We start from the raw sequence: 15,684 nt of genomic DNA, 5'->3' as shown, positions 1-15,684 counted from the left end.
TCATCTGACAAGGCTTTTTCATTTATGCACTCATGGCATCGACCGAAAGTTCTGCAACAGTCGGTTTTGGTTTTTCTGCGGTTAAACCTAATTTAGCAAATAAGATCTGATCTTTGCCTTCGCCAGCATTTGGTGTGGTTAATAATTTGTCACCAGAGAATAGCGAGTTTGCACCAGCCATAAATGCAAGCGCCTGATCAGAATCACTGAGTGACTCACGACCTGCCGAAAGGCGGATATAACTATGTGGCATGATGATACGTGCAACCGCAATGGTACGAATCCATTCGGTTACATCCAGCTTTTCGACATCAGCAAGTGGTGTACCTTCAATAGGAACCAGCATGTTGATTGGCACTGATTCAGGATGTACAGGCATGGTTGCAAGTTCATGTAATAGGCCAATACGGTCATTACGGCTTTCACCCAGACCGACGATACCGCCACTACATACTTTCATCCCTGCTTGACGAACGTGATCTAAAGTATCCAGACGATCATCAAAAGTACGGGTGCTAATAATATGAGAATAGTATTCGCGAGAAGTATCCAGGTTGTGGTTGTAATAATCGAGGCCCGCATCTTTTAAACGCTCGGCTTGCGACTGATTCAACATACCTAAAGTCATACAGGTTTCAAGACCTAACGCTTTCACTTCACGCACCATTTCAAGCACATAAGGCATGTCACGTTCATGCGGATTACGCCAAGCAGCACCCATGCAGAAACGAGAAGAGCCAGACTCTTTTGCAGACTGTGCTTCACGAATGACTTTATCAACAGCGATACGTTTTTCAGCTTCTAATTTTGAATCGTAATGCGCTGATTGCGAACAATATTTACAATCTTCAGGACATTTACCCGTTTTAATTGAAAGAAGGGTACTGACCTGAATCGAATTGGCTTGGAAATGTTGACGGTGTACGCTTTGCGCTTTAAATACTAAGTCTAAAAAAGGTTGATCATATAGAGCTTGGATTTCATCACGAGTCCAGTCATTACGTAAGGTCATTGTTATATCCATGATGATTGATGACAAACATTGAGACTAATCATACAGAAATCGTGCCAAAGCCAAAGGGCAAAAAACATCATTTTTCTATTTGAGGTACATCGACCTGTTGCAATTGCTGCTGAATTGCCCAGTCAATATGTACATTGACAATCTCGTCGTGCCACATTTTTGCATCTTGCAAGTGCGTGACAATTTCAGCTGAGTATGGAGCATTTCCCAGACCGATTGCAATATTACGTTTGAAGGATTGATATCCAGTACGGCGGATCGGGCTGCCCTCAGTATTGGCAAGAAAAGTGGCTTCATCCCAGCGCCAGATATCAAGCAGGCTAATATTATCCAGACCATGTCTCGGATCAAAATCTGGAATAGATGCAGTTTTGGCAAAGCTATTCCATGGGCAAATCAGTTGGCAGTCATCACAACCGAAAACACGGTTGCCAATTCCTGCACGTAATTCTTCCGGAATAATTCCTTTATATTCAATGGTGAGATAAGCGATACATTTTCTGGCATCGAGCATGTAGGGTTCTACAATCGCTTGGGTCGGACAAATGTCGATACAGGCAGTACATGAGCCACAATGTGCAGTTGCTGGTTCATCAAAAGGCAGTTCCAGTGACGTAAATAGTTCACCTAAAACAAAGAAAGATCCTGACTTTTTATGAATCAATAAGGTATGTTTGCCCGTCCATCCCATTCCTGCACTTTCAGCAAGCGATTTTTCAAAAATAGGCGCAGAGTCAGCAAACGGACGTGATTCAAAATCACCGACTTTTTCCCTGATCCGCGTGGCTAAAGTTTTTAGTCGCCCACGCATGACTTTATGATAATCACGTCCTCGAGCATAACGCGCAATAATGGCTGAATTTGGTTCAAAAGGGATATAACGGGGCTTTGGTGATGCCACAAGATAGTTCATACGCACACAAATAATACTTTTTGTGCCCGGCACGAGCAAGGTTGGATCCGCACGCTTTTCCAGATTTTCCTCTAAATAGTGCATGTCTGCATGGTAACCACGTTCTAAATATTCTTTAAAACGAGGCATTTGATCTTGAGCATCTGGTTTGGCAATGACACAATCAGAAAAACCCAGATCCAGAGCTTGTTGTTTAATCCAAGCCTTAAGTGCTTGTGGATCGAGCTGCTGTAGTTCAATCTTTTGAGATTGTGTCGGAGATGAAGAGGTTGAAGCCATAAACCAAGAATGAGGGAGAGAACATGCAAGGTGTAGTTTACCATAGCCAGAGTATCCAAGCATGGGAACAGCGTTGGTTTGCTCAGCAAAATTCGTCATTAGGGCTTATGCAGCAAGCAGCTTGGGCAATCTCCCAGCAGTTAATTGTGCAATTTAAGTCAAAGAAAATTCAAAAGATTGCAGTTTGGTGCGGGCAAGGCAATAACGCAGGAGACGGTTACTATGTTGCTGCCTATTTGAAGCAGCAGGGAATAAAAGTGACGATCTTTGCGGCTGAACTTGGTCAATCTGGAGATCTAAAACAAGCAGCAGCTTATGCACAAAAGCAGCAAGTTGATATTCAAAGCCTAGATTATGTCTTGTCTGAAAAAGCTGTCCATCAAGAAATCCCGACCTTTGACTGTCATATTGATGCCTTATTTGGAATTGGCTTGAATCGGGAACTCGACCAACATTGGCAAGATATCATTCAGCTCTTCAATGCACAAATGGGTTTAAAAATCTCTATCGATGTTCCTAGCGGTTTACAGGCCAATACAGGGCAGGCTTTACCCGTTGCTGTACAAGCGGATCAGACTTTTACAATTTTGGGTTATAAGGCTGGGCTATTCACAGGTCAAGCCAAGCAATATGTTGGAAAACTACATCTTCTTAACTTGATTCCTACAGATAACGATTTAAAACCCCTCGCTTATTTATCTCCAGAGAAAGTTATCTTGCCAAAGCGACAAGCTTTTGGACATAAAGGCAGCTATGGACATGTGCTGGTTGTTGGTGGGCATGCGGATATGGGTGGCGCCGTCATCATGTCTGCTGAGGCGGCTTTTCATGCTGGGGCGGGCAAAGTTAGCATTGTTTGTCATGCAAAACACCATCAGGCTATTTTGGCGCGTTCGCCCAATATTATGGTGCGCGACATAAATAGCTTGGATCAAGAAGAGATTGAGCAGTTACTTAAACAGGTGGATGCCGTATGTTTTGGTATGGGCTTAGGGCGGGATCAATGGGCTGAACATATTTATCAGCAATGGTTTAAACTACTAAATCAAAACGCTCATTTAGACGTGGCGCTGGATGCAGATGGACTCTGGTTTTTGGCAAAAAATCCGCAACAATTAAATAATCATGTATATGCAACACCGCATTCAGGTGAGGCGGCGACTTTACTCGGTTGTAGTGCAAAAGAAATTGAACAAGACCGAATTGCAGCAATTCAGCAACTGCAACAAAAGTACGCCGGACAATGGGTGCTTAAAGGCGCAGGCAGTCTCATTTTAGAGAAAGAATTATTTATCTGTACCCAAGGCAATGCTGGCATGGGCACAGGTGGAATGGGGGATGTACTGGCAGGCATGATTGCCAGTTTAAAAGCGCAGTTTCATCAGCAAATTGCTTTGCACGAGATTGTGACTTTACATGCGCAGGCTGGCGATTTGCTGGCTGAAAATGGTATGCGAGGTTTACAGGCGCATGACATGGGGAAAATGATTTATCAGGTGGTGAATCAGAACGATTAACGGCGTCTGGTACTGGCACGGCTACGGCCTCGTGCCATGCCACCTAATGCATTGAGCACAGCCATTTTGCTCATACTCCCAGAAGCATGCGCATGGCAAATGGCTGCGGCAAGGGCATCGGCTGCATCTGATTGTGGTTTGATACTCAGATTCAACAAGCGCATCACCATCATTTGGACTTGTTCTTTATCTGCTGCACCGTAACCGACCACAGACTGTTTAATTTGTCGTGCGGTATATTCAGCCACTTGTAAATCCAGATTAACCAGAGCGGCAATTGCAGCGCCACGTGCCTGACCGAGTTTCAATGCCGAATCGGGGTTTTGTGCCATAAAGACTTGTTCTACAGCCGCTTCAGTCGGGCCATGAAATTTAACAATCCGTTCAACCCCTGCAAAGATACGTTTTAAACGCTCTGGCATTTCCTGAGTTTCGGTACGAATGGTTCCTGCATCGACAAAACGTAGTTTATTGCCATCTTTTTCGATAATTCCATAACCTGTTAAGCGTGAACCAGGATCAATACCAATAATTAATGACATGTCGAACTATAAAAATGAAAGATTGTTGATATTGTTACATAGCGGGCTTTTCGATGCATAATATTTTTGTAGGATTTTGAATTATAAGAAAATAGCAGATTTATTAAGCAAACTCACTTTTACCTGTCCAATATTTTTAAATTTTGGCTCATTTTTATAGATCTATTATTTAAGTAAATTGCGGGGGTATTTTGAACGATTTGTGTTTAATTTGAGCATTAGGCCGTAAATTACGTGATTTTTATAAAAAAAATTTGCATTGTGGGGGAGATGGGCGTATAAAGCATCTCATTGATCGAAGATGTTGATCAATATGTTGTTGCGGGATGGAGCAGTCTGGTAGCTCGTCGGGCTCATAACCCGAAGGTCGTTGGTTCAAATCCAGCTCCCGCTACCACTTTTAAAGTTAATCGAATATTAGCTCTGTGATTATTGAGTTGTTGTTATCTGAAAGATTAGACAGCAATTAAGTTAGCTGAAATAACCCTAAAGAAAGCTAAAAATTATTAGATTCTAGAATTGTAGTTTACCTCTCTCCATATATCTAGCGTTATAGTAAATCCAAATCGATCACTTGAGCTCAGGAATGAGTGATTTTGTGTTGAAAATTATTAATGAATGGCGTGTAGCCAAAGCCAGTAATGGCAATGAAATTTGTGTGCAAATTATCCCGATGAAACGTCAACAGAATACGTTGAATGGTTTTAAATGGGTAGAAGTTGGAAAGAAGATCCAGCTAGAATCAGGTCAGGAAATTGACTTTAATCTAGATGGTAAAAGTTTCTATACCGATGTTAATCAGCTTTATCGATTAATATAGATAGTTTACGCACTTGAAGTATCTATTTGTTAAAGATAGATTGAGTTAGATCAATATTAAAAATTTGATTTAACTCATAAATGAACAAAGTTTAAAGGTTTAAAAGTATGTCTGATACAGTTACTGGTACTGTTAAGTGGTTTAACGAAACTAAAGGTTTTGGTTTCATTCAAGCTGACTCTGGTCAAGATGTTTTTGCACATTTCAGCGAAATCCAAAGCAATGGTTTCAAAGTATTAAACGAAGGCCAACGCGTTTCGTTTGTACTTGGTCAAGGTAAAAAAGGACCACAAGCAACAACGATTAAAGTTATCTAATAAGATTGCTTGAAAATGAAGCTCACTTTATGTGGGCTTTTTTTATATCTGGAAAATTGTCATTTATTGCCACTCACATATTTTAGTCAATCTATAAATCTTTACTTAGGGGCTACTGCCGAAACAGCATAAAAATTTAGTCACTCGTTATTCTGCCTTTGAAGCAGATGAGGTGGAGGGGCTTATTTCGATAGAATGAAAGTAAGCCACATAATTTTGTTCAAATCTAAGGGAGTTCATTTTCTGATAGAGAAATGCTTGAGTGGCTCAAAGCTAAATTTGAAATGAAAAACCATTTTTTGGGTGAAATCATCATGCAAAAAATAACTCAAATGTAAAAAATTAAGATATTTTTTCTATACACTACATGGATTTATTTGAGCTGTTCGTTATTTTTAGCGGTAAATTTTTGATGTAATTTTTTGATTTAAAAGTAAATCCTGTTTTGAAACTATGCGATTTATTAAAACGCAATATTGCTCACTTAGCAGATAAAACTTTTTATACTTCTATTAATCTACTATCTCGTTTGGCTTAAAGTTTGGTATGCTTGCAGTATCTATCAAATAAAGATAGATTAAGTTAAATCATGATTAGAAAATTTTGATTTAATTTATAAATGAACAAATTTTAAAAGGTTTAAAAGTATGTCTGATACAGTTACCGGTACTGTTAAGTGGTTTAACGAAACTAAAGGTTTTGGTTTCATTCAAGCTGATTCTGGTGAAGATGTTTTTGCACACTTCAGCGAAATCCAAAGCAAAGGTTTTAAAGTATTACAAGAAGGCCAACGCGTTTCTTTCGTACTTGGTCAAGGTAAGAAAGGACCACAAGCAACCCTTATCACTGTTATCTAATTTTTAGACCAGTAAAAAGAAAGCTCACCTCATGTGGGCTTTTTTTGTGGCAAACGGATTTTAGTGAACGGTTTAACATATAGATCACGTAGTGGTCGCTCTTGTAATTAAGCTAAAAGCCTGTGAAATAATATGTTAAAAATTTATATCATTATCTGAGCTGATGACTTTTAAATTAAACCTGAATAATAATTAATTGAAAATTATTGGAAAAATTGCAAGAGTAGCAATGTACCGATCGCCAAATAAGGACATCTGTATACGATCAATAAATATTCATTGCGCCTAAAAAGTAAACTCGTGTATAGTAAATTACAACTAGAAGAATAACGCTGTTGATTCAGTAAATCTTGCATTTCATAGTTTAGATAAACCTTTCGTTTTATCAGATCTAATCTCAGAGTTTATGATTCCAAGTTACTTGCTGCTAAGCATCCCCAAATTTATTAAATAGGTTAAAATATATGTCTAATACTGTGACTGGTACAGTGAAATGGTTCAACGAAACTAAAGGTTTTGGCTTCATTCATGCTGATTCTGGACAGGACGTTTTTGCTCACTTCAGTGAAATCCAAAGCAACGGTTTTAAAGTGCTTCATGAAGGCCAACGTGTAACATTTACAATTACTGATGGCAAAAAAGGACCACAGGCAACGGGTATTACTGTTGTTCCTTAGAACTTGGAAATAATTGAAAAAAGCTCACCTTAGTGGGCTTTTTTTTGTATCGCTGCTTTTGCATTTCTTTAAATTAAATATTTAATTATTTTGAGTGAAGCGACTATTTTTGTCATAAATCAACTTTTTTGTACAAAATTTGTGCTAGCCAGATCTACGACTTTTTGCTAATTTTATTTTGTTAATTTGTTAGGCAAATTAATAAGTGCAGTACATTTAATGAGCGGTAGAGTTATGGAAAACTTGGAGTCATATGCTCAAGGGTTTGAGCATGAAGTTCATGTACATTGTAAAAGATCTTTAGGCACGTTGTTATTTAGTTTTGTGGTATTACTTGCAACCAGCCTATAGAGAGAAAAGCACCTTCGGGTGCTTTTTTAATGTCCAGACAAGCTGACTTGCTTAGTTTTTCCCAGCTATTTTGTCAGCCATATTTTTTATAATTTTTTCTTATGCTTCATTTCACGCCGAATAGCTAACCAGCGATAAAATTTAAGGTTTTAACGATTCACCTAAAATTATAGTTATTCAATACCTATCAATATTATTGAAAGATTCTGGTTTTATTAATCATTATTTTGCGGCTAAGCTTGTTTCATTATTAGTAAGAAAATTTATTTTTAGGTGAATTCCAAATGTCTAACGGTATAAAAAAACCAGCCCATTTAGATGATGTTGTCTTTAAAGAAAGTAAGGCATATCAAAATTCGAATGAGTGGAGTTGGGTGAATCCTAAGCATGGGAAATTTGAGCATCCAGCCAATTATTATGAAAGTGCTTTGGAAGATTGGCATACCTTTGATGCACTCAATTCGGATCAGGTGTGTGATGTCGTGGTGATTGGCGGTGGGTTGCTGGGCGCTTCCGCGGCTTTGCATTTATCTGAACAGGGTGTAGATACGATTCTGGTTGAGAAAAATCGCATTGGTTCTTCTGCTTCAGGTCGAAATGGTGGACAGCTCACACCTGGGCTTGCACGTTGGGAAGCAGAGGAAATGATTAAGCGTTTTAGTTATGAAGATGCTAAAAAGCTTTGGCATTTTACCTCTACCGAAGCGATGTCATTAATTGACCAGATCAGTGAAAAATATGATGTTGAATTGGCACGTAAGCGTGGGCACGTTACCGCTGCTGTGCATGAAGGGCATCTCATTGCACTGACGCAAGGCGCAGATGCGAGGAAGTATTTAGGTGAAAACAATACCAAGGTTATGGGCGAATACGAGCTGAAGGAATTAATTAAATCTGACCTTTATAAAGGTGGGCTGGTTGATGATTTAGGTGGTCATATTCAGCCATTGGCTTTAAATCGTGCTTTGGTGCATGGTTTTTGTAAAAATGGTGGCCAAGTGTTTGAGCAGACAGAGGTATTGTCTATTTCTGAACAGGCGGATGGTATTTATGTTAAAACCAAGACAGGCACCATTAAAGCACGTAAAAGTGTCGTTATTGCCGTGCATCACAATGCTTTTAAATTGCTGCCTGAAAAGAAGCAGACAGCGATTCCATTCCATACCTACATTGCGGTAACTGCACCTTTAGAAGTTCCTTTAACTGAATTATTGCCACTGGATCATCCTGTCTATGATACGCAGTTGCAGATTGACTATTATCGTGGCGTTTCGAAAAACCGTTTATTGTTCGGTGGGCAAGGAACAGGTACAAGCTGGAGTGTAGGTCGTATTAACCAATATTTGCTTGGTCGGGCAAATAAAGTATTTCCACAGTTAAAAAATGTGGAGATGGATTTCTGTTGGAGCGGGGTCAGTGATCTGACCATGAACGGCGCAACGGATAACCGAAAATTTGGAGAAAAATATCCAATATATGCGGTACACGGCTGGAGTGGTCATGGTGTGGCACAAACGGTTCGTATCGGTAAAGCGATTGCAGATGATTTTTCTGGTTTAAATACAGATTATGCAATGTTAACCAAGATCCAGCACAGTGATATTTTATTTGGACGTCTGCTGGCACCACTTGCGATTCCAATGTCAAAAGGTTGGTACGGCGTTACAGGTATGCTGAATCCTGGAAAAATGGTCTCTTTCTAAATATCGATCTATCTTGTCCCTAAAAGTGTCTCTTATGTCGAGGCACTTTTTATATTGGGAGAGGCAGGCAAAATAGATCATGGCTATATAAAAATCTGTTGATGAATCTGGCTATATTTTATTCTTTAGCAAAATAGGTTGAGTGTGCTAGGCTTAACAAAAAAAGAGATCAGCTCATGGATATCATACAAGTCAAAGATTTTTCCGCACTCACTGGCTATACAGAAGCAATTCTGGCAATGGATGAGTGGATTAGCACGCGACCTTATTTTTATATTATCAAAGAGCATTATTTAGTGGATCAGGCGATCCGATTAGAGTATGTGATTATTCAATAGTCATGAGTTAAGTATTGAATACATTTGGATCATATAAATAGAAAAATCGCTTCCTGTTTCAAATCATTGACATAAAAAGTTAAGTTATTTTGTTATCTTTGCTTTTTCACTTTATCAGAATTCAAACTATGAAAAAGATCTTACTTTTAGGTGTGGTTCTTACTTCACTTGCAGCGTGTTCAGCAACACCAAATAAAGACACAACTCCACCAAAAATTGGTATGCCTAACCCAGCTAGTAAATACTGTGTAGACCAAGGTGGACAGTTAGAAATCCGTAATGAAGCCAATGGTCAGGTCGGTTATTGTAAATTACCAAATGGTCAAGTAGTTGAAGAATGGGAACTTTTTCGCGCAAGTCAACCTAAATGTATCGCTGATGAAGCCGCTAAGTTGGTTGGACAGTCTGGCTTAACAGAAGCGCAAATCAAGCAAAAAACCAAATCTGAAATTGTACGTAGTGTAGGTCCAAATCAGCCAGTGACCATGGATTATCGTGAGAATCGTGTGACTGTAACGATCGATCCCCAGTCTAAGAAGATTACTCAAGCAACTTGTGGCTAATCTTTAAAAAATATCTAAGCTCCCAATTAGATTTGATTTAGTTGGGAGTTTTTTTATACAAGCTATTCTATAAGACTTGATAAATTTTAAAATGTACCCATCATTAAGGGTATTGAGTTTATTTTATTTGTTGTGTCAGGATTGATTGTTCAATATTGCACAAGGTTTTAATTTTAGAGATTTGACATGAATCTACTTCTTATCGTGGTATTTGGCACAATTGCCGAGGTTTTAGTCTGGATTGGCGTGGGTGACCTCGTTGGAAGTATGTGGTATGTCTTTTTCTGGTTCATTATCGCATTCTTTATTGGTTTAAACCTGTTACGTTCAAGTGCTTCAACGATTATGCCGCAATTACAGCAAATGCAGATGACAGGTCAGTTGGGTGGAGATCCTGCTGTGACCAAGAAGCTGGCGCTTGCAATGGCAGGTTTCTTACTGATGATTCCTGGTCTAATTTCGGATGTATTGGCGGTATTGGTGTTGATTCCATCTGTTCAAACGGCGTTCCGCAATGCCTTGATGAAAACCATGGCAAAACGTCAGCAAGCCATGATGGATAAGATGATGGGCGGTATGGGCAACATGGGTGGTGCTGCAGGACAGAATCCGTTTGCTGACCTGATGCGCCAGATGCAAGATATGCAAAATCAACAACAAGGTGGTGGTCAGTATCGTGACTCAACCATTATTGATGGTGAAGCTCGTGAAGTAAAACCTGATCAGAAGAAAATCGAATTTAAAGATGTGAATTGATTAGATTCATAATTTGCAAAAAAAGCACACCTTATTGAGTGTGCTTTTTTTATGTTTGATCTTTTTGGATGGAATGATCGGGGTGTGATTCGGGATTCGTAGAAGTCTCTGTTTCTTTAGGCTGTGGTTGATATTGGCTAGGTTGCAGGGTAGTGACTTCGTTTTCTGACTGTTTGTACTTGCGACTACGGTTGGCGCGTTCGCGAAATCCACCTTTATTAATCAATTGGGTCATCATCTATTCCACAATTTGCAAAACATTATTTTAACAAATAACATGAAAGATCAAAATAATATTAAGAACTTAATGATTTTCTTAAAATTAAGATTCTAATCAAATTGTCATAAAAATTTGTTAATTTGAATGCATAGGTCAGAAAACGTGATTGAATTATGGTTTTTTTTCTCATAGGATAAAAGTGTGACATATGAGTATTTGTTGTAAAAAGAAAATAAAAAAATAAAGAGAGGAGGTGTTAATGATGTTATATCAATATCATTGTGCATGTTGTGACAAGGTCGTCGCATCAACAGATAAAGAGTGCCCGTATTGCGGTTCTCAGCATATTCGCAGCCCTTATGGCTTGTGGATGTTTTGTGTTGCTGCCTGCCTAGCAGTGGTGGTGGTCATTAAACTTGCACATTTATATAGTCAGCATCATCAAGAAGATCAACCAGTTCAAAGCAATTCGCTGCTGGAGATGTTCAAACAGGATAATACCAATTCGAATAAATAATGATTGGGGTTATAAAAAAGCTCGCAATTGCGAGCTTTTTTATTGAAGAGTAGTGGATTAGAGTCCAGCTGCATCTTTCAGGATATCTACTTTATCTGTTTTTTCCCAAGTAAAGGCAGAGTCAGAACCTTCACGGCCAAAGTGACCATAAGCTGCTGTTTGCTTATACATTGGTTGAATCAGATTTAGCATACGGGTAATGCCGTATGGACGTAAGTCAAAGTGTTCACGTACAAGTTGAACAATTAACTCGTCTGATACTTTACCGGTGTTAAAAGTGTTGATTGAAATTGAAGTTGGTTCAGCAACACCGATTGCATAACTCACCTGAATTTCACATTTATCTGCTAAACCCGCTGCAACAATATTTTTCGCAACATAACGGCCTGCATAAGCAGCCGAACGGTCAACTTTTGATGGATCTTTACCAGAGAAAGCACCACCACCGTGACGAGCCATACCGCCGTAAGTATCTACAATAATTTTACGACCTGTTAAACCACAGTCACCTACAGGACCGCCAATAACGAACATACCTGTTGGGTTGATATGGAATTTAGTACCTGCATGGAACATTTCAGCAGGAATGATCGGTTTAACGATTTCTTCAATGACAGCTTCTTTTAACTGAATTTGAGAAATTTCAGGATCATGTTGAGTTGATAAAACAACAGCATCTAAACGAACCGGTTTGCCATTTTCATAAGCAAACGTTACCTGGCTTTTCGCATCTGGGCGTAACCATGGCAATGCACCTGAACGGCGTAATTCTGCTTGACGCTCCATTAAACGGTGAGCGTAAGAGATTGGAGCAGGCATCAACACGTCAGTTTCACGGCTTGCGTAACCGAACATGAGACCTTGGTCACCTGCACCTTGATCTTCTGGCTTTTGGCGATCAACACCTTGTGCAATCTCAGGAGACTGCTTTCCGATCATGTTGATCACGGCACAAGTTGAACCATCGAAACCTAAGTCAGAGTGGTGATAACCAATTCCATTTACGGTTTGACGTACAATCGCTTCAAAGTCCACATTTGCTGTCGTTGTGATTTCACCAGCAAGAACAACCGCACCTGTTTTTACTAATGTTTCACAAGCGACACGCGCATACGGGTCTTCTCTTAGGATTGCATCTAAAATTGCATCGCTAATTTGGTCAGCCATTTTATCTGGATGACCTTCGCTTACAGATTCTGAAGTAAAAACAGCATACTCGCGCATGAACGTCCTATCATTGGTATTTTCAAAAAGACAGAGTATGTTACATCGACTTGGCGCATAGGACTAGCACAAGCTGATTAAAAAGCGTGAATTTATTTCATTTTCATGATGTTTTTATTGATATGAGTATCAGGGAAATTGATATTTAGTGTTTTTTATATGAATAAATCTGTAATTTGTCGCTTAAATTTTTTACTTGATATTGCTGGTACTGCCTATCGTATGAACATTTACACACTTAATGCTAAATGATTGCGTGAAAAACAAGAAATATCGTCTATTGGACTTTACCCATTGGCGTTTTTTTAAGACAATAGTGGCAGTTTTTGAAAGATGGTTTCTCATCTTCTCTCATCTTCTCTCATCTTATTTGATTTAATCGGATTCTGACTTATGACAACCCCTTTAAATGAACGTCGTATTGCAAATGCAATTCGTGTCTTGGCAATGGATGCTGTGCAACAAGCAAACTCAGGGCATCCAGGTGCACCAATGGGGATGGCAGATATCGCTGACGTGGTTTGGCGTGAATTTTTAAATCATAACCCGACCAACCCGCAATGGGCGAACCGTGACCGCTTCGTATTGTCAAATGGTCATGGCTCTATGTTGCAATATGCGTTATTGCATTTGACTGGTTATGATTTATCTATTGAAGATTTAAAACAGTTCCGTCAATTACACTCTAAAACACCAGGTCACCCTGAATATGGTTATGCACCTGGTATCGAAACAACAACTGGTCCATTAGGTCAGGGGATTGCCAATGCAGTTGGTTTCGCACTTGCTGAAAAAACTTTGGCTGCACAGTTCAACAAAGACGATTTAAACGTTGTTGATCACTTCACTTACTGCTTCCTTGGCGATGGCTGCTTAATGGAAGGTATTTCTCACGAAGTATGTTCACTTGCGGGGACTTTAGGTCTTGGTAAGTTAATCGCATACTACGATGACAACGGTATTTCAATTGATGGTGAAGTGGAAGGTTGGTTCAGTGATGATACTGAACAACGTTTCAATGCATACGGTTGGCAAGTTCTTCATGTAGATGGCCATGATGCTGCTGCAATTCGCCAAGCAACTCTTGAAGCAAAAGCTGAAACCAATAAACCAACAATCATTATCTGTAAAACGGTGATTGGTTTAGGTTCACCAAACAAACAAGGTAAAGAAGATTGCCACGGCGCACCATTGGGTAAAGACGAAATCGTTTTAACCCGTGAAGCATTAGGCTGGAAAGAAGATTCATTTGTTATTCCTGAAGATGTATATGCAGCTTGGGATGCAAAAGCAAAAGGTGAAACGTCTGAAGCAGCATGGAATGAATTGTTTGCTCAATACCAAGCAAAATATCCAACTGAAGCAGCAGAATTATTACGCCGTATCAATGGTGATTTGCCAGCTGAGTTTGCAGCACAAGCAGATGCTTTCATTGCTGAAACCAATGCTAAAGCTGAAACTATTGCAACACGTAAAGCAAGCCAAAATACATTACAAGCATTTGGTCCATTACTGCCTGAATTATTAGGTGGTTCTGCTGACTTGGCGGGTTCTAACTTAACACTTTGGAAAGGTTGCCAAGGCGTACAGGAAAACCCAGCGGGTAACTACGTGTATTACGGTGTTCGTGAATTTGGTATGACTGCAATTGCGAATGGTGTGGCTTTACACGGTGGTTTCGTACCTTACGTTGCAACATTCTTGATGTTTATGGAATATGCGCGTAATGCCGTGCGTATGTCTGCATTGATGAAGCAACGTGTGATTCATGTATATACGCATGACTCGATCGGATTGGGTGAAGATGGTCCTACGCATCAACCAATTGAACAAATTGCATCATTACGCGGTACGCCAAACTTAAATACATGGCGCCCATGTGACACAGTTGAAGCGGCGGTTTCTTGGAAATCTGCACTTCAACGTAAAGATGGTCCATCAGCGTTAATTTTCTCTCGTCAAAACTTGCCATTCCAAGCACGTAATGAAGCTCAAATTCAAAATGTTGCAAAAGGTGGTTATGTGCTTGCTGAAGAGAAAGGCGAGTTAAAAGCAATCATCATCGCGACTGGTTCAGAAGTTTCATTGGCAATGGAAGCATATGCACAACTTGAAGGTGTGCGTGTTGTGTCTATGCCATGTGCTGAAGAGTTTATGAAGCAAGATGCTGCATATCGTGAAGCGGTATTGCCTGCACATATTCGTGCACGCGTAGCAGTTGAAGCGGCTCATGTGGATTACTGGTGGAAGTTTGTTGGCTTAGACGGCAAAGTGATCGGTATGACGACTTATGGCGAATCTGCTCCAGCAAAAGACTTGTTCCAATTCTTCGGTATTACGACTGAAGCGGTTGTTGCTGCGGTTAAAGAATTGACTGCTTAATTAAATTAAGTAGTAAAAAAGCGCTCTGAATAGGGCGCTTTTTTTATGTTTACTAAAATTAAATATGCAGCTCACTCTGAATCGAAATATTAGACGTTAACAACTTATGAATCGGGCAGCTTTCCGCGACTTTTAACAAACGTTTGTGCTGCTCTTCAGTAAATTCACCTTTTAGAGTAATTTTACGTTCAATATTATTTTGACCTGCCTCAGGTTCACCATTCGGATTTAAGGCTAACTCGACATGAACATGTTCAAGTTTAATGCCTTTGTGATTGGCATACATTTCTAAGGTAATGGTTGTGCACGCACCTAAAGCGGAAAGTAATAGCTGGACAGGGTTTGGCGCGGTATCTTGCCCACCTTTGTCTGTAGGCTCATCCGCATACCAGCTATGACCAGAAGCGTCTGTAAGCGTAACACGATAAGGTGTTGAAGTATTTTGAGCTTGAACTGTATGAGTCATATTCTACCTTGTTGTTTATCTTTAAGAATTTAAATCTAAATTTATCAATTGATCATGTTATTTCTCAAATCAATTGTCGAGTAGCGAATGGTCTTATAATAGGCGTTTTAAATAACAACTGTAACGCTTTTATTGTTGCATGGATGAAACATATCGTTTTATAAAGACTAGTGAATAAAAATACTTGATCTATACACTAATGGCTATATCAAACAAGG

General features: G+C 39.5%; 17 protein-coding genes and 1 tRNA gene. 12 read left to right on the top strand and 6 right to left on the bottom strand.

The genetic code is table 11. The annotated features are described in order from the left end of the window. Positions 1 to 22: 22 nt before the first annotated feature. Together bioB and queG are read right to left on the bottom strand one after the other, a co-directional pair. Positions 23 to 1,012, bottom strand: a complete 990-nt coding sequence (gene bioB, locus EC846_RS05940; RefSeq protein WP_004771790.1) for a biotin synthase BioB — start codon at positions 1,010 to 1,012, stop codon at positions 23 to 25. Positions 1,013 to 1,091: 79 nt separating this feature from the next. Beyond that, entirely contained in the window at positions 1,092 to 2,216 is a 1,125-nt protein-coding gene (queG, locus tag EC846_RS05935; protein WP_123774576.1) for a tRNA epoxyqueuosine(34) reductase QueG, read from the bottom strand. Positions 2,217 to 2,239: 23 nt separating this feature from the next. Here queG and EC846_RS05930 point away from each other — a divergent pair, with 23 nt between their 5' ends. Further along, the gene (locus tag EC846_RS05930) at positions 2,240 to 3,733 is read left to right on the top strand and encodes an NAD(P)H-hydrate dehydratase (RefSeq protein WP_123774523.1); all 1,494 of its coding nucleotides are present in this window, start codon (positions 2,240 to 2,242) and stop codon (positions 3,731 to 3,733) included. On the opposite strand, the gene ruvC is transcribed toward EC846_RS05930, so the two are convergent. Continuing rightward, entirely contained in the window at positions 3,730 to 4,275 is a 546-nt protein-coding gene (gene ruvC / locus EC846_RS05925) for a crossover junction endodeoxyribonuclease RuvC (protein WP_004771796.1), read from the bottom strand. The genes EC846_RS05930 and ruvC overlap by 4 nt on opposite strands. 320 nt (positions 4,276 to 4,595) lie before the next feature. Here ruvC and EC846_RS05920 point away from each other — a divergent pair. The 9 genes from EC846_RS05920 (at position 4,596) to EC846_RS05885 (ending at position 10,657) form a co-directional block, all read left to right on the top strand. Next, positions 4,596 to 4,672 (top strand) — tRNA-Met (locus EC846_RS05920). 189 nt (positions 4,673 to 4,861) lie between these two features. After that, entirely contained in the window at positions 4,862 to 5,095 is a 234-nt protein-coding gene (locus tag EC846_RS05915) for a hypothetical protein (RefSeq protein WP_004771797.1), read from the top strand. Between the two features lie 107 nt (positions 5,096 to 5,202). After that, positions 5,203 to 5,412: a cold-shock protein gene (locus EC846_RS05910; RefSeq protein ID WP_004661816.1), complete on the top strand. Its 210-nt coding sequence runs from the start codon at positions 5,203 to 5,205 to the stop codon at positions 5,410 to 5,412. A gap of 647 nt (positions 5,413 to 6,059) precedes the next feature. Next, positions 6,060 to 6,269, top strand: coding sequence for a cold-shock protein (locus EC846_RS05905; protein WP_004771798.1), 210 nt, complete (start codon positions 6,060 to 6,062; stop codon positions 6,267 to 6,269). 464 nt (positions 6,270 to 6,733) lie between these two features. Then, positions 6,734 to 6,946 carry a cold-shock protein gene (locus EC846_RS05900; protein ID WP_004771800.1) on the top strand — a complete coding sequence of 71 codons (213 nt, stop codon included), beginning with the start codon at positions 6,734 to 6,736 and terminating at the stop codon, positions 6,944 to 6,946. Between the two features lie 635 nt (positions 6,947 to 7,581). Next, a complete protein-coding gene (locus tag EC846_RS05895) occupies positions 7,582 to 9,000 on the top strand; it encodes an NAD(P)/FAD-dependent oxidoreductase (RefSeq protein ID WP_123774522.1) in 1,419 nt (472 codons plus the stop codon). Positions 9,001 to 9,176: 176 nt separating this feature from the next. Then, on the top strand, positions 9,177 to 9,338 hold the full coding sequence (locus tag EC846_RS18275) for a hypothetical protein (protein WP_171409980.1): 162 nt from the start codon (positions 9,177 to 9,179) through the stop codon (positions 9,336 to 9,338). Between the two features lie 128 nt (positions 9,339 to 9,466). Then, the gene (locus EC846_RS05890; RefSeq protein ID WP_004771803.1) at positions 9,467 to 9,901 is read left to right on the top strand and encodes a DUF333 domain-containing protein; all 435 of its coding nucleotides are present in this window, start codon (positions 9,467 to 9,469) and stop codon (positions 9,899 to 9,901) included. A gap of 186 nt (positions 9,902 to 10,087) precedes the next feature. Then, entirely contained in the window at positions 10,088 to 10,657 is a 570-nt protein-coding gene (locus EC846_RS05885; protein ID WP_123774521.1) for an FxsA family protein, read from the top strand. 49 nt (positions 10,658 to 10,706) lie between these two features. On the opposite strand, the gene EC846_RS05880 is transcribed toward EC846_RS05885, so the two are convergent. Beyond that, positions 10,707 to 10,892 carry a hypothetical protein gene (locus EC846_RS05880; protein WP_123774575.1) on the bottom strand — a complete coding sequence of 62 codons (186 nt, stop codon included), beginning with the start codon at positions 10,890 to 10,892 and terminating at the stop codon, positions 10,707 to 10,709. A gap of 244 nt (positions 10,893 to 11,136) precedes the next feature. On the opposite strand from EC846_RS05880, the gene EC846_RS05875 reads away from it, so the two are divergent. Then, positions 11,137 to 11,394, top strand: coding sequence for a hypothetical protein (locus EC846_RS05875; RefSeq protein WP_004771808.1), 258 nt, complete (start codon positions 11,137 to 11,139; stop codon positions 11,392 to 11,394). A gap of 57 nt (positions 11,395 to 11,451) precedes the next feature. Here EC846_RS05875 and metK read toward each other — a convergent pair whose 3' ends face one another. Next, positions 11,452 to 12,618: a methionine adenosyltransferase gene (gene metK / locus EC846_RS05870; protein ID WP_004771809.1), complete on the bottom strand. Its 1,167-nt coding sequence runs from the start codon at positions 12,616 to 12,618 to the stop codon at positions 11,452 to 11,454. A gap of 393 nt (positions 12,619 to 13,011) precedes the next feature. Between metK and tkt the strand changes: the two genes are divergently transcribed. Beyond that, complete coding sequence (gene tkt / locus EC846_RS05865) at positions 13,012 to 15,000, top strand: transketolase (RefSeq protein ID WP_123774520.1); 1,989 nt, start codon at positions 13,012 to 13,014, stop codon at positions 14,998 to 15,000. A 58-nt stretch (positions 15,001 to 15,058) separates the two neighbouring features. Here the strand turns inward: tkt and EC846_RS05860 are convergent, their stop codons facing one another. Then, positions 15,059 to 15,466 carry an OsmC family protein gene (locus tag EC846_RS05860; RefSeq protein ID WP_123774519.1) on the bottom strand — a complete coding sequence of 136 codons (408 nt, stop codon included), beginning with the start codon at positions 15,464 to 15,466 and terminating at the stop codon, positions 15,059 to 15,061. Between the last annotated feature and the right edge of the window lie 218 nt (positions 15,467 to 15,684).

The sequence above is a fragment of the Acinetobacter sp. BIGb0102 genome, from assembly GCF_003815055.1.
Taxonomy (GTDB): domain Bacteria; phylum Pseudomonadota; class Gammaproteobacteria; order Pseudomonadales; family Moraxellaceae; genus Acinetobacter; species Acinetobacter vivianii.
The sequence above is the reverse complement of the archived record's forward strand: the minus strand, read 5'-3'. Positions and strand labels throughout refer to the sequence as shown.